The sequence below is a fragment of the Rhizobium sp. P28RR-XV genome (assembly GCF_012641385.1).
Lineage (GTDB): Bacteria > Pseudomonadota > Alphaproteobacteria > Rhizobiales > Rhizobiaceae > Rhizobium.
Genome location: NZ_JABAIG010000012.1, coordinates 34476 through 52530 on the forward strand (window position 1 = coordinate 34476; position 18055 = coordinate 52530).

17 protein-coding genes are annotated in these 18055 nt (G+C 59.5%); 7 read left to right on the plus strand and 10 right to left on the minus strand.

Annotated elements, in window-relative coordinates:
- Positions 1-37: 37 nt before the first annotated feature.
- The 3 genes from HGP12_RS24880 to HGP12_RS24890 all read right to left on the minus strand — a co-directional run bounded on the left by HGP12_RS24880 (position 38) and on the right by HGP12_RS24890 (position 4016).
- Positions 38-769, minus strand: a complete 732-nt coding sequence (locus HGP12_RS24880) for a substrate-binding periplasmic protein (RefSeq protein WP_168842483.1) — start codon at positions 767-769, stop codon at positions 38-40.
- A gap of 14 nt (positions 770-783) precedes the next feature.
- Positions 784-3150: an EAL domain-containing protein gene (locus HGP12_RS24885; RefSeq protein WP_168842482.1), complete on the minus strand. Its 2367-nt coding sequence runs from the start codon at positions 3148-3150 to the stop codon at positions 784-786.
- A gap of 248 nt (positions 3151-3398) precedes the next feature.
- A complete protein-coding gene (locus HGP12_RS24890; RefSeq protein WP_168842481.1) occupies positions 3399-4016 on the minus strand; it encodes a 50S ribosomal protein L25/general stress protein Ctc in 618 nt (205 codons plus the stop codon).
- Between the two features lie 296 nt (positions 4017-4312).
- Between HGP12_RS24890 and HGP12_RS24895 the strand changes: the two genes are divergently transcribed.
- The 3 genes from HGP12_RS24895 (at position 4313) to HGP12_RS24905 (ending at position 8588) form a co-directional block, all read left to right on the plus strand.
- The gene (locus HGP12_RS24895; RefSeq protein ID WP_168842480.1) at positions 4313-5755 is read left to right on the plus strand and encodes a hypothetical protein; all 1443 of its coding nucleotides are present in this window, start codon (positions 4313-4315) and stop codon (positions 5753-5755) included.
- 111 nt (positions 5756-5866) lie between these two features.
- Positions 5867-7327, plus strand: a complete 1461-nt coding sequence (locus HGP12_RS24900; protein WP_168842479.1) for a YdgA family protein — start codon at positions 5867-5869, stop codon at positions 7325-7327.
- A 25-nt stretch (positions 7328-7352) separates the two neighbouring features.
- On the plus strand, positions 7353-8588 hold the full coding sequence (locus tag HGP12_RS24905; protein WP_168842478.1) for an MFS transporter: 1236 nt from the start codon (positions 7353-7355) through the stop codon (positions 8586-8588).
- Positions 8589-8603: 15 nt separating this feature from the next.
- Here the strand turns inward: HGP12_RS24905 and HGP12_RS24910 are convergent, their stop codons facing one another.
- The 6 genes from HGP12_RS24910 to lgt all read right to left on the minus strand — a co-directional run bounded on the left by HGP12_RS24910 (position 8604) and on the right by lgt (position 14713).
- Positions 8604-9536, minus strand: coding sequence for a ribose-phosphate pyrophosphokinase (locus HGP12_RS24910; protein ID WP_168842477.1), 933 nt, complete (start codon positions 9534-9536; stop codon positions 8604-8606).
- A 105-nt stretch (positions 9537-9641) separates the two neighbouring features.
- Positions 9642-10526 carry a hypothetical protein gene (locus HGP12_RS24915; RefSeq protein ID WP_168842476.1) on the minus strand — a complete coding sequence of 295 codons (885 nt, stop codon included), beginning with the start codon at positions 10524-10526 and terminating at the stop codon, positions 9642-9644.
- 55 nt (positions 10527-10581) lie between these two features.
- Positions 10582-11733 (minus strand): M24 family metallopeptidase, encoded by a 1152-nt coding sequence (locus HGP12_RS24920; RefSeq protein WP_168842475.1) that lies wholly within the window; start codon positions 11731-11733, stop codon positions 10582-10584.
- 1 nt (position 11734) lies between these two features.
- Positions 11735-12517 (minus strand): peptidoglycan editing factor PgeF, encoded by a 783-nt coding sequence (pgeF, locus tag HGP12_RS24925; RefSeq protein ID WP_168842474.1) that lies wholly within the window; start codon positions 12515-12517, stop codon positions 11735-11737.
- Positions 12518-12651: 134 nt separating this feature from the next.
- Positions 12652-13749 (minus strand): class I SAM-dependent methyltransferase, encoded by a 1098-nt coding sequence (locus HGP12_RS24930; protein ID WP_168842473.1) that lies wholly within the window; start codon positions 13747-13749, stop codon positions 12652-12654.
- Between the two features lie 76 nt (positions 13750-13825).
- On the minus strand, positions 13826-14713 hold the full coding sequence (gene lgt, locus HGP12_RS24935) for a prolipoprotein diacylglyceryl transferase (protein WP_168842524.1): 888 nt from the start codon (positions 14711-14713) through the stop codon (positions 13826-13828).
- Between the two features lie 263 nt (positions 14714-14976).
- On the opposite strand from lgt, the gene HGP12_RS24940 reads away from it, so the two are divergent.
- From HGP12_RS24940 to HGP12_RS24955, 4 genes are all read left to right on the plus strand, one after another.
- Positions 14977-15237 (plus strand): accessory factor UbiK family protein, encoded by a 261-nt coding sequence (locus tag HGP12_RS24940; protein ID WP_069612652.1) that lies wholly within the window; start codon positions 14977-14979, stop codon positions 15235-15237.
- 390 nt (positions 15238-15627) lie between these two features.
- Positions 15628-16128 carry a YbjN domain-containing protein gene (locus HGP12_RS24945; RefSeq protein ID WP_112340712.1) on the plus strand — a complete coding sequence of 167 codons (501 nt, stop codon included), beginning with the start codon at positions 15628-15630 and terminating at the stop codon, positions 16126-16128.
- Between the two features lies 1 nt (position 16129).
- The gene (gene proC, locus HGP12_RS24950) at positions 16130-16969 is read left to right on the plus strand and encodes a pyrroline-5-carboxylate reductase (protein ID WP_168842472.1); all 840 of its coding nucleotides are present in this window, start codon (positions 16130-16132) and stop codon (positions 16967-16969) included.
- A 122-nt stretch (positions 16970-17091) separates the two neighbouring features.
- A complete protein-coding gene (locus tag HGP12_RS24955) occupies positions 17092-17433 on the plus strand; it encodes a tRNA-binding protein (protein WP_168842471.1) in 342 nt (113 codons plus the stop codon).
- 36 nt (positions 17434-17469) lie between these two features.
- Here HGP12_RS24955 and HGP12_RS24960 read toward each other — a convergent pair whose 3' ends face one another.
- Positions 17470-18051 carry a DUF1349 domain-containing protein gene (locus HGP12_RS24960; RefSeq protein ID WP_168842470.1) on the minus strand — a complete coding sequence of 194 codons (582 nt, stop codon included), beginning with the start codon at positions 18049-18051 and terminating at the stop codon, positions 17470-17472.
- Positions 18052-18055: the final 4 nt, after the last annotated feature.

Consider the following 18055-nt stretch of genomic DNA (forward strand, 5'->3'; position numbering starts at 1 on the left):
CCACAGCGATTTGGCGGCAAAGTCAAGGCGGGATGCGTCAGTCGCCAAGGTGGAGGCCGTACTTCAGGAAAATCTGCTTCTGTGTTCCGTCGACGATCAGCGCATTCAGCGCCGCCTGCATCCTGTTCAGAAGGTCGGTTGGGAAGTCCTTCTGGCAGGCGATCCCCATGGGCTGCTGGGAAAGGACGGTTACCTTCTCCACGGCATTGCCCTCCGTTTTCAGCTTTTCGAAATAGAATTCCGAGATCGGCATCAGGTCGATGCGATCGCTCATCAGTTTCTTCAGCGTAGCCTTGAAATCGCTACCCACGTCGATGCGCGGGAAATTGTTCCGGCGCAGTATCGTCTCCGTATAGTCCTCCCGCCATGTGCCGACGAGATATTTCCTGGCTTCGTCGATGGCGGCGGCGGCAATCTTGGAGCCGCTGTGCTTGATCAAGATGCTGCGATCGATCAGCAATGGCTGCACCCATTTGAAGAGCGGATCGCGTTCTTCATTATGGGCGGTCGCGAAGACACAGGTCATGGGTTCCGCCAACGCCTGATTATAGGCCCGCGCCCAGGGCAAGATGGCGATGCTATAATCGACGCCGATATCGGCCATCACCTTCTGTACCTGTTCGGTAAGGGCTCCGACAGCCGTCTTGCCATCGCGATAGTTGAAGGGCGGATATTCCTCGGTGGTGAAATGAACGGTTTCGGCGCGGGCTGGAAGGAAAAGGAATAGCGAAAACAGGCTGATTGCAATCGTGAGCAGCGGCTTTCGCATGCGGTTCCTCATCGCTATGACGCCTGTGCTATGGGGGAGGGATGATCCTGCTGCTGGCTGACGAGTGTCTTTGCCAGGGTGTCCGGATGCTGTGGCCGATAGAACAGATAGCCCTGGCCGTAGTCGATGCCCATGGTGCGCAGGGTCGCGCATTCCTCTTCCGTTTCCACGCCTTCGGCAATGACCGTGCAGTTCATCTTGTGCGACAGCGTGGTGATGCTTTCGACCAGCATGCGGCTCTTGGCGCTGACATCGGAAGCAGTATCGTTGATCGCGCGGATGAAGGACTGATCGATCTTGATGATGTCGACCGGGAAGCGATTGATGTAGCTCAGCGACGAATAGCCCGTGCCGAAATCGTCGAGCGCGATGCGGCAACCGTAACGGCAGATCTCGTTGATGACCATGCGCGTCTCCGGATTGTCGTCCATGAGTACGGCTTCGGTGATTTCGACGACGATGCGCCCGGCGGGAACGTCATAGCGCGAAAGCAGGGTGGCAATGCGCAGCGGCAGTTCGGGCTCAAATTGCAGAGGCGAGAAGTTGATGGCGAGGTAGGTGTCTTGCATGCCGTCGAGACGCGACAGGCGCGCGAAATTGGCGATCGCCTTTTCCATGATGCGGTTGCCGATGCGAATGATCGAGCCGGTCTCTTCGGCGACCTCGATGATGCGGGCAGGGGGCAGGATACCCTTCTGCGGATGGTGCAGGCGCATCAATGCCTCGAAGCCGGCGATCGAACGATCGTCGATATTCACCACCGGCTGCAGATAGGCCTCGAACCAGTCCTCTAGGAGGCCGGCCTCGATATGGCTTTCCAGTTCGGCGCGTCGCCGCGAGTCGTCGAGCATGCCATTGTCGAAGATCTGTGCGCCGTTCTTGCCGTCGCGCTTCTTGGCATACATGGCGATATCGGACTTCAGCAGCAGCTCGGCGGCATTGGCCGCATGGCGCGGATAGATGGCGATGCCGATGCTGGCGCTGAGGCGCGCATCGCCCTCGAAGGGCGCTTCGAAGATTTCGGCGATACGGGCAGCCATGTCGATTGCTCTTGCTTCGGCATCTTCCGCCAGGAGCAGGATCGCGAATTCGTCACCGCCCAGGCGGGCGGCGATGTCGCCCGATTTCAGGCATGTCTGCAGGCGGGATACGAGCTCGCGCAGGGCCGCGTCGCCCGCGGCATGGCCCATATTGTCGTTGATCCACTTGAACCGGTCGAGATCGATGAAGAGGCAGGCAAGTTCGCGTTTGCGCAGATCGGCTTCGTTGATCTTGGCGTCCAACGCGGTCTCGAAGCCCTGACGATTGAGGAGGCCGGTCAGATGATCGGTGATTGCCTGCCGGAGGTTCTTGTCCTCGGACTGCTTGAGCTCGGTGACGTCGGTCATGACGGAAAGCGACAGACCGTCCTGGATGGCGGTGGTTTCCAGAATCAGGACGTCCATTACCCGTCCGTTCCGGCACAGGAACTTGACGGTGACTGCGAGACGGGCGGCGGTATCGGGATTGCTGTTCTTGCGCTCGACGTATCGCGCGCGCGATTCCGGCAGGACCAGGCTTGCGAACTCGCGGCCGATCACCTCGGCACGGCCGTAGCCGGTCGCGGCGAGCCAGTAGTCGCTGACGGCGGCGATGCAATCGTCCTTGTCGAGGGAGAAAAGCATGGCGGGCGTCAGATTATAGGTATCGGTGGCGCGGCGATGGGCAAACTTCAGCTCGGTCTCCTCGCGCTGCAACTTGCTCTGCATATCGTTGAAGCTGCTGGCGAGCCTTCCCATCTCGTCGTTCGACTGCCAGTCGACATGATGGCGAGAGCCGAGCCGCCGCGTGGCCTCGATGGCGTGTGTCAGGCGCATCAACGGCTGAATGACGAAAATGCGGTTGCCGATCAGCGCCGCACCGAAGACCGTCAGCACGGCGAAGATGAAGATGGAAATGAAGACGATTTCCTCGTTCTTCAAACCATCGAAGAGGCCGAGTTGTGGATAGTAGACCGTAATGGTGCCGAGCTTTTTGGTGCCGTCCACGCCGTTGTAGACGATCGGTCGCGAGATGGACTCCAGATTGCCCATGTAGGATTTCGGAATGGTGGATTGCGTGACGTCGAGCTGGCCGGAAAGATCGCGCACGTTGACCCGAACGATCGCACCTTCGGCGACCGTCGTCGCGCTGATCTGGGTGACGCTATCCTCATCCAGATCCCACAGCGGCTTGGCAAGCGCCTGGGCATTGGCGACGAGCAGGACGGTTATATGATCCTTGATTTCCTTCTCGGCGCGTTCGGACGACAAGAAAAGAAAAAGGATGAAGAGCGGCGCTACGAAAACCAGCAGCGCACCGCAGACGATCGCGAAAAACCTGTTTTCGACCGAATGGCTCATTGTTCCTTTTGCTCCCCAGCCATAGACCAGCGGAGCTTTGGGGGTGCCGCTTTCTACAACTCTTTCGCGTAGATTTTCATGAATCTGTTAAATGTTGCTGAAATTCTGGGGTTAATGGAAATCAACGATAGTATAGATTTCAAGACGTTTTTATTTTTACTTTCTCTAATATTTGATTTCAGGCAATGAAAAACCCGCCATCCCCAAAAGGGAAGGCGGGTTTCGATGCTTTAAGTTGAAGATGCCAATCAGGCGCTGGCTTCTTCGCCGCCTTCTGCTTCTTCTTCAGCAAGACCGGCTGCCGGAGCAACGATCGTTGCGATCGTGAAGTCGCGGTCGGCGATAACCGGCGTGACGTTCTTCGGCAGCTTGATGGCCGAGATGTGGATGCTGTCGCCGCTCTTCAGGCCGCTGAGGTCAACGGTGAAGAATTCCGGGATCGCATCGGCCGGGCAATGGACTTCGACTTCGTGGCGAACGATGTTCAGCACGCCGCCAGCCTTGAGGCCCGGGGACTTCTCGTGGTTTTCGAAATGAACCGGGATTTCCACGGTGACCGCGGTGTTGCCGGAAACGCGCAGGAAATCGACGTGAACCGTGAAGTCACGGACCGGATCGAGCTGGTAGTCCTTCGGCAGAACCTTGATCTTCTTGCCGCCGACGTCGATCGTTGCGATCGTCGTGAGGAAACCGCCGGCGTGGATGCGCTTCGTCACCTCATTGGTGTTGAGCGCGATGGAAATGGGGGCCTGCTTATCACCATAGATGACAGCGGGAATGAGACCATTGCGGCGAAGTTCACGGGCGGACCCCTTACCAACCCGTTCGCGCGCCTCGGCCTTGAGCTCGTAGCTTTCGTGGCTCATAGCTATTCCTTTCGAGGTTATTTGGAGAGTTCACCCGGTCGACAAAGTCGCATCGGCTGAACTGGAGGAGGGCATGCCCTGCCTCATCCGCGTTGCCTCCAAGGGTGTCTACGCGGACGCGTGGCGTATAATACAAAGCGGCCAAAGGTGCAAGCACCCCGGATTGCGAAGCTTTGTGGTGGCATTGCAACTGCCGAGACAAGCCTGCGATGCCATGTCTATCAACGCCTTGACATATTCCCCCAGCCCCATCAACAGTCGAATTCAATCGATCAGGGTCAGAAGGAGAGGTCGGCATGCGCCCCAGGATCATCGCCGCCGCTGTTTTTTCCATGGGTCTTGCCGGCGCGCCGCAGGCTGCCGAGATCAATGAGCAGGGAGCCAAGGAGCTTCGCAATATCCTCACCCAACCGCTCTCGCAGGATCTTGCCCGCAGCGATTTCGTCACCGTCAAGCCGGTGGGTGACCAATATGAGATCGTCTACGATCTGGCGAAATTCTTCGACAAGATCAATTCCAGTGCATTTTCGGTTACAGGCTTCAAACCGCTCTCCCTCTTCGCGCAGCCTGTCGAACGGGGCAGATGGCACCTGACGGGCGACAACAGCCTCGATATCGCCCTGCATTCGCCGACGTCCGACCTTGCCTATTCCATCGCCTCCAACTCCTTCGACGGCATTTTCGATCCGACGATCGAGATGATGCGTTCAATGGGCATCAAAAGCAGCGGCGTGAAATTTTCCAGTGTCGGCACCGGTCCGAGGAGCGGGCGGAAGCTCGATGCCACCATCGACAGCGTCTCTTTCGCTCACACGGTCATCGACGGCAGCGAAGCCGGCAAGGTCGACCTGCAATTGCAGGGGACCCTGCAGCGCCTGAGCGAGCAGTTCACCGTGCGGCCGGATGGTTTGCCCATCACCTTCAGTGCCGATAGCGTCGATACGAACCTCACCGCCACCAGCCTGCCGGCGAAGGATCTGCGCGCGCTCATTCGCTTCTTCGTTCAGCACGTCAAGGCCAAGCAGCTTTCAGAAAGCGGCAGCGAGAAGTTCGAGCAGCTGGTGCACCGCGCCCTGCCGGTTTTCGGATCGCTCAACAAGACCGTCACCCTCAACAACGCCTTGGTGGCGACGAAAAAGGGCAAGGTCGGCGTCAAGCGCATCGACTACAGTTTCAAGATGGACGGCCTGACCAAGGCCTCCAACGTCAATCTGGAGCTGCGGGCCGAACAATTCACACCGGATGCGGATCTCGTTCCGGCGGCTTATTCGGCGTTCCTGCCATCGACGCTCGATGTGCAGCTTGGCGTGCCGAACATCAACTTCGCGGGTCTTATCGATACCGGCCTCGAGGCGATCGCCGCGCGCGCTACACCGGTTTCCAGTGAGGCGTTGAAGCGCACAATGTTCCCGAGTGGCTATGGAACGCTGGAGTTTCCGAAGATCAGCGCCACTTCAGGCGTCTATGATGTCGAGATTTCCGGCGCGCTGAAGGGCTCGATCAAGCCGCATGCCGGCTATTCACTGCAGGCGACGATCCTGGCGCGCGATTTCGACAAGACGGTTGCCGCCATCCAGGATGCCGCCAAGGCAGAGCCGCGCCTGAATAAAGTTTCTTTTGGCTTGCTTGCCGCCAAAGGTTTTGCCAAGACCGATCCCGACGGTCGTCTGCGCTGGGACATCACAATGGATGAGGACCGGACGGTGACGGTCAATGGTCAGGTGATGAAGAAGCCTTGATGTTTGGGGAGCAAGCCCATGTGTCGGGGCGACAATAAAGTTTCATTCGAAAGGCCGATTGGTCCTTTTCGAATTTTCACGTTTCTTTTCCATCATATTTGGGGGTGAATTATGCGTTTCAAAGCGATTGCTGCAGCGACTGTCGTCGCTGCCGGCGTTATTGGTAGTGCGCAGGCGGCTGACGTCAGCGAACAGGGTGCCAAGGACCTCTATGGCAACCTGACCTATTTCCTGCCTGACGATATCGCCAAGAGCGGTGCAATCTCGGTCAAGCCGGCCGGGGCGAACTATGAGGTCACCTATGATCTGCAGAAGCTGCTCGACAAGCTGAATATGAGCGGTTTCGACATCAGCGGCCTCAAGCCATTGCTGATGCTGGCGACGCCGCTCGACAGCGGCCTTTGGAATATCGAAGGCAACAATGCCCTGGACGTGACGGCGCGTTCCAAGCCTGGCAGTAGCCTCAACAGCGAATTTCGCTATGCATTGGCATCGTCCACCTTCAAGGGCGTTTTCGATCCAGCGCTTCACTATCTGCGTTCGATGGATATGAAGGGGCAGGGCATTACCCTCGCCACCAAGACGACTGACGAAAACAATGGCGTCCAGAAGAACGACGCCACTGCCGACAGCATCGTTTATACGCTGTCGTCGGCCGATAGCGGTGAGGCGGGCAGGCTCGATATCAAGATGAACGGCAGTCTGCGGGCACTCTACAACAAGATCTCGGCAGACGATGCGACGCTCGGCGAAATCAAGATCGCGGCGATCGATTTCAACATGGGTGCGACGAAGCTGCCCTTAAAGGCGGTGAACTCCCTGCTTCAGTTCATCTCCGAACACAAGGATGAGAAGACGCTTTCGGATAAAGACGGCGAGGCGCTCAAGGCCTTGGTGATGAATGCCATGCCGATCGTCGGCTCCTTCGACGAGTCCGTCGCCATAAACGATATCGCGGTTACGACGCCATTCGGCAATGGCGGGCTGCAGAAGATGGGCTATTCCTTCAAGGTTGCCGGGCCTGCCAATGCCATGAACGCCGATTTTGGATTGAATGCCGAAAAGCTGACGCTGGCCACAGGCTTGGTGCCTGAAGACTATATTGCCTTCATTCCCAATGCGGCCGATATCCAGGTGCAGGTGCCGAACCTCAATTTCACCGCCATGATGAATGTCCTGAAGGACACCGATTTCAAGAAGCCGGGTAACGACAAAGCCATAGACGAGAAGCTGCAAAAGGCCATGTTCCCCGATGGAACGATGACCATCAACTTCCCGAAAATCAGCGCCGTTTCCGGTCTCTATGATGTCCAGGCTTCCGGCAGCATGCGCGGCTGGCTGGCAGAGAAGGATCGCGTCGCCATGAAGATGACGGTTCTCGCCCGCGATCTCGACAAGACGATCGCGGCCATTCAGGAGGCAGCAAAGACCAAGGCCGATCTTTCTCAGGTCTCTCTCGGCCTGATGATGGCCAAGGGTTTTGCCAAGACGGATGCCGATGGACGCTCGCGCTGGGATATCGATCTTTCCGATGACGGTCACGTGTCGGTCAACGGCCAGGTTGTGAAGTAAGTCCCTCCGAAATCAGAATGCGATCATGTTTGTCCTGAAGCCGCTGAGCCAGCGCTCGATCTCTCTCCTATGGGCCGGTCAGGTGCTGGCGGCGACAGGCTCCGAATTCTATATGGTCGCAGTCGTCTGGATCGCAGCCGATTTCATCGGCAGTGATGCAGGTTATGTGTCCGCACTGCAATCCGGCGCACTGCTGCTCGGCAGTCTTTTCGGCGGCATCGTCACGGATCGCTGGCGTCACAGCACCACGATGATCGCGAGCGATCTCGTGCGGGCGGCTCTGCTGCTGATGCTGTCGCTTGCGGGGCTTCTGCATCTGATGAGCCTGCCGCTGCTGGTGGTGCTTGCCGGATGCATTGCCTTGCTTACATCCGCGTTCGATCCGTCACTGCAGGCAACGTTGCCGACGATCGCGGTCGATCCGGATGTCCGGCACGCGACCAACGGCCTGTTCGACGCCACTCGCCGCATGGCGCGCATTCTCGGTCCGAGCCTGATCGCGCTGGTGAACGGATTTCTGCCGAAATCGCAATTCTTTACCGTGACGGCAGCGACTTTCCTGCTTTCGGCGCTCGCCGTCTGGCTAGCGGTGGCGAGGCGGCCTGCGGCACCACGCCGACGTGAATTTTCCGGAATGGCCGCTGTCGTGGATGGTGTCCTCGGAGGATGGCGGGCAGCTCGCGGCCATGCGGCAATCCTCTATGGCTTGTTCACCAACCTGATAGGAAATATTGCCTGGGCCATGGGAATCCTGCTGGGCATGATCCTGCACTTACGCGAAACCAGCGCCGATCCGCTGACCGATTACAGCCTGATGATGACCGCTTATGGCGTCGGCAACCTGACGACCAATTTGATCCTGAGCAGCGTCAAGCCACGTCGGCCGGTGGTGTGGATCGTCGCGGCAAAGTTCATCTTCGGATCGGGGGTCTTCCTGCTGCCGCTGATGCATGACCGCATATGGCTGATGATCGTCGCCTGCTTTGCGGCGATCAACGGCCCGTTCGAGAACCTTGCCATGCTGCATCTGATGCAGACGCGCAGCGAGCCGCATAGGCTGGCGCAGGTCTATCGTCTGCTGATGTGCGCGATCTTCACGGGTCTGTTTTTGGCCTACCTTATGTCGCCGAGCCTGTTTGCCTGGTTCGGCATCGGGCCTTCGATCATGGGATCGGGTGCGGCCGTCTTCGTTTCCGGCCTGATCGGAGTCGGCCTGCTGGCATGGAAGCAGGCACATCCGGCGGGAGCAAGAGCCACCTGAAATGTCGTTCGAGCCTTAGTCGAACAGGCTCGAAACTGATTCTTCCTGGCTGGTGCGGTTGATGGCTTCGCCGATGAGGCTTGCCGTCGTGATGACGCGGATGTTGGGTGCCGATTGCACGGCGGTCGTCGGCTGAATGGAATCGGTGATCACCAGTTCCTTCAGTTTCGAGTTTGCGACGCGCGTCACGGCACCGCCCGAAAGCACGCCGTGGGTAATGTAGGCGGTGACACTTGCCGCGCCCTTTGCGAGCAGGGCATCGGCCGCGTTGCAGAGCGTGCCGCCGGAATCGACGATGTCGTCGATCAGCAGGCAATCTTTCCCTTCCACTTCGCCGATGATGTTCATCACCTCGGACTCGCCTGGGCGATCACGGCGCTTGTCCACGATCGCCAACAGACAGTCGAGGCGTTTGGCGAGCGCACGGGCGCGCACGACGCCGCCGACATCAGGCGAGACGACCATGACGTTGCCGATATCGTAGTTCGCCTTGATGTCGCGCGTCAGGATCGGCAGCGCATAGAGATTGTCGGTGGGTATATCGAAGAAGCCCTGGATCTGGCCCGCGTGCAGGTCGAGCGTGAGAACGCGGTCGGCGCCTGCCTCGGTGATCAGATTGGCCACCAGCTTGGCCGAGATCGGCGTGCGCCCGGAGGCGCGGCGATCCTGGCGGGCATAGCCGAAATAGGGAAGAACCGCCGTGATGCGTCGCGCCGAAGAGCGCCGCATGGCGTCGATCATGATCAACAGTTCCATGAGATGGTCGTTGGCCGGGAATGCGGTCGGCTGGACGACGAATACGTCCTCGCCGCGCACGTTCTCCTGGATTTCAACGAAGATTTCCTGGTCCGCGAAGCGCCTGACACTAGCCTTGCCTAAGGGAACGTTGAGATAATTGCAGATCGCTTCGGCAAGATGCCGGTTCGAATTGCCTGCGAAAACCTTCATTGTGGTCCGCCTGTTACCAACCTGATAGCCGCGCTTTTAACCGCCTTGCTCTCGAATGCAAGGGGGAGATGCGTGTTAGCTTTCATATTTCTGAAAAGCTTGTGGCTATCCACCGCTGGAATCGCGCCAGGAATTGAATTCCGACATGGTTTTGGTGGCAATCTTCTGCATGACGGTCGGAGGAACGGCCGACCAAGGGTCGCCGCGCTTCAGCGGCGCGCTTTCCGAACCCTGTATGCGGTGCACGCGGTTGCCGTTGCTATCGAGTACATCCCACACATAGGTCACGGAAATCTGCGGGCCGTCCTCGAAGGCGGAGAGATAGCCCTTGAGAATATAGGCGGCGCTGGAATCGCTCGAGCTCTTGATTGTCAGGCCGAGGGAGCGGGCGTCGGCGCCGAGTTGGCGCGAAAGTGGCGTGACGGCTTCGACGGGAGCGCCGATGATCGGCAGGAAACGGATGCTGTTGCCCCCGGGCGCGGCGGCGGGCGGTAGCGAGGCCTGTCGTTGCTCCGGCTGCTGTTGCTCCGGCTGCTGGTCATCCGCAGTCTGTTCCTGCTGTTGCTGCGGTTGCTGATCGTCCGACAGGCGCCGGTCGGCCTCGCGCTGCTCGTCGGCCTCCGAAAACTGATTGTTGGCCGGAGCGATGGAGGCGGTGCGGGAATCGTCGAGCGGACGAGAGGCGTAAGGATTGCTGCCGCTCGATTTCAGCGCCGATGCCTGTTGGTCGAGCGTGCCGCTGCCGCCGTAGTTTTGCGGCTGATATGCCTGCTGCGAGGTCTGCTGCTGATAGCCGTAGCTCTCCTGCGAGCTTTGATAGGTCTGGCGACGCTGGGGAGCCGCAGCCATGCGCTCGACATCGCCTTGCGTAACCGGGCTCGAACCGACATCGCGGATGGCCTCGGGCGGCGTCAGGGCGTCCGTGGTATTGCAGGCGGAGAGCGCGAGGCAAATGCCGGCGACAGTCAACGTTATCCTGACCAATCCCATCGACGCGATCCTTTCTCCCGACGGTCTGACCGTTCAGGACCGCTATCTTACGCCCCTAACGGTTAAGAAATTCGAGAGGGTGGCGGGAAAGGGCTTTCGGCGCCTGCGACGTCGTCAGATAGGTCTGGCCGAGGGTCATCGCCGTGCCGCTATCGGAATCCGCGATGATCATGTGCACGAAAAGCGACATGTTCTCCTGGATCTCAAGCGGATTGCCCATATGGAACATCTCGTGCTCCATCCAGGAGGGGGAGAAACGGGAGCCGAGCGAATAGCCGCAGGCGTTCAGCCGGTGCCGGGCAAGGCCGCGTTCGTCCATGATCTTGGCATGCATGTCGAAGACGTCGCCGAAGGTATGCCCCGGCATCAGGATCGTTTCGATCGCCTGCAGGGTTTCCAGGCAGGCGCTGTAGAGTTCGCGGTGGCGATGGCTTGGATTGCCGATGACGACCGTGCGCATCATGGCGGCATGGTAATGGGCGTCGACACCTGCCCATTCGAGCGTCAGCTGATCCTCGGCGTCGAGCTTCCGGCGACCGGATTTGTAGCGGCAGAGCAGGGCTTCCGAACCCGAGCCGATGATGAACTCATTGGCGGGATAATCGCCGCCGCCGGAAAAGACGGCGCCTTGCATGGCGGCGAGGATATCGGCTTCATCCGCGGCGGGTTTGACCAAAGACAGGGCGGCGTCCAAGGCATCGTCGGCCAGCGCGGCGGCGCGTTCGACGTGGGCGATTTCCGCAGGGCTCTTGGTCAGGCGCAGGCGGCTTACCAGGTAGGAGGCGTCGACGATCTGGCCGAAACTGGCAAGCTGGTGATCGAGCAGGCGGGCGACGTGGCCGGTCATGCCATGGGTATCATATTCGATGCCGATGCGGGTGCCGAGGAGGTCGAGATCGGACAAAAGCTCCTTGAGATCGAGCGTCGGATCGGCATTGACGCGATCGACCCAAATCCGAATGTCGGTGATAACAGATGTGAGCTGTGCCTGGCGGAGGTCGGCCGAGCGCGTCAGAAGCGTCAGGGAACCGTCCGACTTGACGACCAATGTCTGGAAGAAGCAATAGCCGAACGTATCGTAGCCGGTCAGCCAGTACATGCTCTCCTGGGCGAAGAGCAGCATCGCATCGAGCTTTTCTTCCTGCATCCTCGCCAATAGCCGCGCCAGACGAGCATCGTATTCGCTGCGTTCGAATTGCAGGGCCATGTCAAGCTGCCTCCCCGATGGCGATGGCGGAAATCTGTCGTCCGTAATCCGGCTCCCTGGCATGCGTCGTGCGCCGATAGGAGAAAAAGCGTTCCGGGTCCGGGTATGTGCAGAGGTTCAGGCTTTCGGCGGTGATGCCAGCCTTGTGCAGGCGATCAACGGTCAAGGCTGGCAGATCGAACATGGCGTGGCCATCTCGCTCCGAAGGGGCGAAGTATTTCGCATAGCCGGGATTATGGGCGAGGAAACGCTCGACAAATTCGGGGCCGACCTCATAACTCGATTGGCTGATCGAGGGGCCGAGGCAGGCAATGATTGCCTCGCGTCTTGCGCCAAGTGCTTCCATCGCATCGATGGTGTTTTCCAAGACGCCGGTCAGCGCGCCCTTCCAGCCGGCGTGGGCGGCGCCGATGACCCGGTTTTCCGGATCGGCGAAGAGGATGGGGCCGCAATCGGCGGCGAGCACGCCAAGCGCGATACCCGGCGTCGCCGTTACCATCGCATCGGCCTGCGGGCGGCTGCCGTCATATTGTGCGCCGATCGTCACGACATCGGGAGAGTGGACCTGATGCACGGTGGCAAGCTGATCGACGGGTAGGCCAAACCAGCCGGCGACGCGGCGGCGGTTCTCGTGTACGCGGTCGCGATCGTCGTTCGAGCCGAGGCCAACGTTCAAGCCGCGATAGAGGCCTTCAGAAATGCCGCCGGCTCGGGTGAAATAGCCATGGCGAATGCCGGCAGCCTCGGCGGCGCTCAGCAGCGTGCTAGCAAGTGGTGTCGGCACCTAAAACATCCCTTGATATCTGGTTTGGCCGGTCGTGCTTGACATAACGCAGCCGCGGCGAAGCAGTTCGATCTTGCCGGGATGTTGGCCCAGCCCGGCGCGCACTGTCAATCCACGGGATCAATGGTCCGGTTTCAGCCGACAGGGCGAAAGGGCAGGAGGTCGATCGCCGGGCTGGAAACGGCCAGCACCTTGAAAAGCTCTCCCATCTTGCCTTCGCCTGCGCCTGCGAGCCTCTCCACAGCGATGCGGATGCCTTCCTGCGTTGCCGCATCCTGATCCCGGCCGAGGGCGGCCGCACGGTCCAGCAGACCGAGCCCGACCAGGAAATCGCCCTGGTGACAGCAGCCGTTGATGTGCAGGCCGGAGGCGAGCGCGGTTTGTGCCAGGTGCTGGAAATCGACATGGCTGGTGAGATCCGCCTCGCCGGGATGTTCCAGCGGAGGGTCGTATTCATGCATGCGCACGGCCTGCAGCGTGTCGCCGAAGCTGGTCGCCATGTGGCCGTAGTCGATGGCTAGTGCCGTGCCGCCGTGAGCCGCCAGCCGGTCGCAGATCGTTGTCATGACGGCCTGGCGGGCAGGTGCAATCTCGAACACAGCGCCGATCGGTGGAAGTCCGCCTTCCGGAAGAAGCGCGGGATCGAGCGCGGCGACGCCCGTCGTGAAGGTCAGTTCGTCGTTGACGTCGAGGCCGACGGTGCGCTCGCGGAAGCCATTGGCGGTGCGAACGAACTGACGGATCGGAATGGCATCGAAGAGTTCGTTGGCGGCAATCAGCGTGAAGCCCTTTGGAACTTCGCCGAAATCCGAATGCCAAGAGATTTTTGCGCCATAGGCTTCGAGGGTCTGCCGCTGGAAGCCCTGCAGCCGCTCGCTGGTTTCGACGAGATGCACCGTCATTGCTTCATGGAGCGGCGGCGCGAGCTTACCGATGACGCGCAGCATGTCCGACATCATCGTGCCGCGGCCAGGGCCGATTTCGACGAGGCGCACATCGGCCGGCGTTCCGTGCCGTTGCCAGGCGTGCACCATGAAGACGCCGATCATCTCGCCGAAAAGCTGGCTGATTTCGGGTGCGGTGACGAAGTCGCCGGACTGGCCGAAGGGTTCACGTGTCTTGTAATAACCATGCACCGGATCGGCGAGGCACAGCGAAAAATAATCCGTGATGCTCAATGGCCCGTTGGTGCGGATGATGGCTTTGATTTTTTCCCCGAGCGCCGTCGTCATTCTTTGCTTTCGCTAATGCGTGGCCCTGACAGGCTGGGAGCCTCTTTTGAAAAGACCACGCGATATTAACCCCACCTCACGCCATCTGCCCGGCCGCCGCCTGACGGGCGCGGATCACGACCCAAAGGCCGATGGCGCCCATCGGAAGCGACAGTACCATGCCCATCGTCAGCCAGTCCGTGCCGAGCAAATAGCCGAGCTGCTCATCAGGCTGACGGAAGAATTCGACAAAAATACGCGAGAAAGCGTAGCCGATGATAAAAATACCGCTGACCATGCCCGGTTTCTTCAACGCCAGCATCCAGCGCGTGAGGGCAAAGAGAACCAGGAAGAGAATGATGCCTTCGATGCCGGCTTCATAAAGCTGGCTCGGGTGGCGCGGGTCGGGACCTGCGGGGCAGACGCCGTTATGGGCGGCGATCACATGCGGGCTGCAGAATACCATCGCCCAGGGCACGTCGGTGACGCGGCCCCATAGCTCGCCGTTGATGAAGTTGGCGATGCGGCCGAAGAAAAGCCCGATCGGCGCGACGGCGGCGACGATATCGAACAGGCTCCAAACTGGAATCTTGTTGCGCCTTGCGAACAAAATCATGGCGATGGTCGTGCCTATTAATCCACCGTGGAAGGACATGCCGCCGTTCCAGACCTGGATGGCGCGGATGGGATTGGCGAGCACAGGCCCGAGATCGTAGAACAGGATGTAGCCTATGCGGCCGCCGAGAACGATGCCGAAGGCGACCCACAGGATGAAATCGTCCAGATGCTGACGCGTCATGGGCGCGGTATCGTTGAGCCAGAGCCTGCCGTTATCGACCAGCCGCCTTGCATAGAGCCAGCCGAGCAGAATGCCCGCGACATAGGCAAGCCCGTACCAATGGACTGAAATCGGGCCGAGAGAAACGGCGATCGGATCGATATCCGGAAAAGGCAGGATTGCGGCGAGATTGGCGGATGTCAGCAAGATCGTCAGGCCCGTTGCAGCATGTTCCCGATAGCACCGTGCCATTTCGGAACAGGATCATGCTAAGTATCCAAATGTGCGCGGAACATGGCGTTCGCCACTGAATCGGTCAAGTCGTTTGTTGCGGCGTCCGTGATCCGAAGCTGCGTTGTCCCGTCCTATCTCAATTTGCTTGCATCGGCCCCTTGGAAATCTTACCTCAGCACTATCTGGCCCGTATCGATGCCTGACCGTTGAGGGCCGACGGCCGCAAGGAGATTGCCATGAGCACTGGACCGAACCGAATCTTGGATGAATTCGCCAAGCTGATGACAGATGCCGCCGGTGCTGCCCAGGGCGTGCGCCGCGAGATAGAGACGGCCTTCAATGCCCATGCGGAGCGGTGGCTGAACAGCATGGATATCGTCAAGCGCGAGGAGTTCGAGGCCGTTCGCGAAATGGCGATCAAGGCGCGCGATGAGAACGAGGCGTTGCTCGCGAGAATCGAAGCGCTGGAAGCCAAACTCGCTTCGAAGGGCAAATAAGTCCGACCTTCAGCTTGTAGACCGGTGCGGCACCCGCTTGCCGCACCTTTTTCCTATGAAAATTTCCGTCTGTTTTTCCACTTGTGGACATAGGCAAAAAAGCCAATCGCCAGAGTCGGTTATGACTCCCTTCTGAATAGGCGTCAGAAGAGCTTTCCACAGTGCCGTTTCCAAAATCGCCGCTCAGGGGCTGGCATGCCGGGCATGCCGCTATACACTGATTTTAAATGATGATTCGAAACGGACTTGGTAAGCCCCGGGCATGCTGGAAGCGTTAGTCTGGCAACCGTTCAACATCATCCCGAATGTGTTTCCGGAGTAAAACTGTTTGCGTTCTTTCAGTGTTGGGTCACGGGAAAACTGCAATCGTTCCGGTCAAGAAGGTGCTGCATGAGCCTTATGGAAATGGAAGTCGAACGACAATCGAATCCGGTCGACATGATCGAGTTCGTTGCTGCCAATAACGACTGGTCGTTCGAGCGGTCGGGCGAGGATGAAATCGCCATGACCGTCGAAGGGCGATGGACCGATTATCATGTCTCATTCTCCTGGATGGAGGAGTTCGAGGCGCTGCACATAGCCTGCGCATTCGATGTCAAGGTTCCGGATCCGCGCGTCAACGAGGTGATCAAGCTCCTGTCCTGCATCAACGGGCAGGTGCTGATGGGCCATTTCGATCTATGGCGGCAGGAAGATATCGTCATCTTCCGGCAGTCGCTGCTGCTGTCCGGCGGGGCCGAGCCCACCAACCGGCAAGTGGAAGTGCTGCTTTCCAACGCGCTTGACACCTGCGAGGCATACTATCAGGCTTTCCAATTCGTAGTATGGTCCGGGCTCGATGCGAACCGCGCCATGGAAGCCGTGCTCTTCGAAACGGTGGGCGAAGCGTGAGATGACAGGTCAACAATCCGCCAACGCATTGGTATCCTCCGGGCCGATCATGCTGATCGGCGCGGGGAATATGGGTGGCGCGCTGCTGACGGGATGGCTGAAGAATGGTGTGCCGGGATCGTCGGTCATCGTCGTCGATCCCAATCCGGCAGAGGCGATGCGGAAAATGATCGCGGATGCTGGTGCCAGCCACGTCACCGAAGCTCCCGCCGGCGTGACGGCCGGTGTTCTTTTCATCGCCGTCAAACCCCAGCTCATGGATGCGGTTCTGCCGCCGCTCAAGTCTCTAGTGGGCGAGGGAACCGTCGTTGTCTCCATTGCCGCCGGCAAGACGCTCTCCTCGCTTCAACAGCACCTGGGACAGGCGGCGATGGTGCGAGCCATGCCGAATATGCCCGCCATGGTCGGACGTGGCGTGACCGGGGCTTTCGCGAATGCTGGCGTGAGCGATCGCCAGCGGCAGCTAGTCCACAACCTGTTGAAAGTGTCCGGCCCGGTCGAATGGGTGCCTGACGAGGCCGACATCGACTCGGTGACTGCGGTTTCGGGCAGCGGGCCTGCCTATGTTTTCTATCTCGTCGAATGCATGGCGGAGGCGGGCCGGAAGCTCGGCCTGCAGGCGGACCTCGCCATGCGGCTTGCACGGGAAACCGTCGCGGGGGCTGGTGAATTGCTGCACCAGTCTCCCGACGACGCCTCGCGCCTGCGCCAGAACGTGACGTCTCCCGGCGGGACGACCGCTGCGGCGCTCGGCGTGCTGATGGCGGAAGATGGCATGCAGCCATTGTTCGATGCGGCCCTGGAAGCGGCACGCAAGCGGGCACAGGAACTGGCTGGCTAAATCAATTTCAGGAAAAGCGCACGAAGGTTTTCCGTCCGGATTTGCGTGAAAGTAAAGAGAAGAAGGGCTCAGCGATTCCATGAAACGCTGAGCCCTTCCAAATTTTCGATAAAGGGCAGGGCATGACGGAAGAGATCACCTATGGCGATTTCGAACGGGTGGATATCCGTGTCGGAACAATTATCGAAGCGGAGCCCTTTCCGGAAGCGCGCAAGCCCGCCTTCAAGCTTAGGATCGATTTCGGGCCGGAGATCGGCATCAAGCGTTCCTCCGCCCAGATCACCGTGCATTATACGCCCGAAACTCTTGTCGGACGGCAAGTACTGGCCGTTGTCAATTTTCCGCCCCGCCAGATCGGGCCGGTGCGTTCCGAAGTGCTGACCCTCGGCTTCGAGGATGAGGCGGGAGCGATCGTTCTTGCCGCGGTGACCCAACCGGTGCCGAACGGCAAAAGGTTGATGTGAGTGCCCCCCCCTTTCACGATCGCGGGGAAAGCAGACTTAGTGAATATCTCTTGATACAGGATCGGTCAGGCTGAAATCGAGAAATTCCGCCTCGAAGCCCTCCCGCTGAGGGGAACAGAAGGCCGGGCCGACCAATACATCCTCCAGTGTCGGATCGAACCAGGCGAGTCTCGCCATTCGCCATTCGCTCATACGGTCGGTGCGATACTGGATGAAGAGGGCGTCTCCGTTGCGGGTGACCCGCGCGGACATGGCATCGAAGTCGTGATCCAGCCGGAAAGCGGACCAGTCGGAATTGCCATTGGTGACGACGACGCTGAAATGCCTGGCGCCGTCGGTATATTCGATCCCGCATTTCATCCAATGCCTGGCGTCGTGGCGGACCATCAGCCCCGCCTGGTCGTAAAGCTCTCGATAATGTCCGATGAACGTTACTTCGGCGGTGAAATCGCCGCGGCGAGGCATTCCGAGAAAATGGCCGTTGTCGCGATGGAAGCCATAATAGGTTTCCTGCCAGAAATCGGTCTTGTTGCCGGAACGGACGAACAGCCGGCCCTGGTTCATTTCCCACAGCGGCGGCGCGTTCAGCCAATGCATGCCATCAATATCGATCGGCATCAGA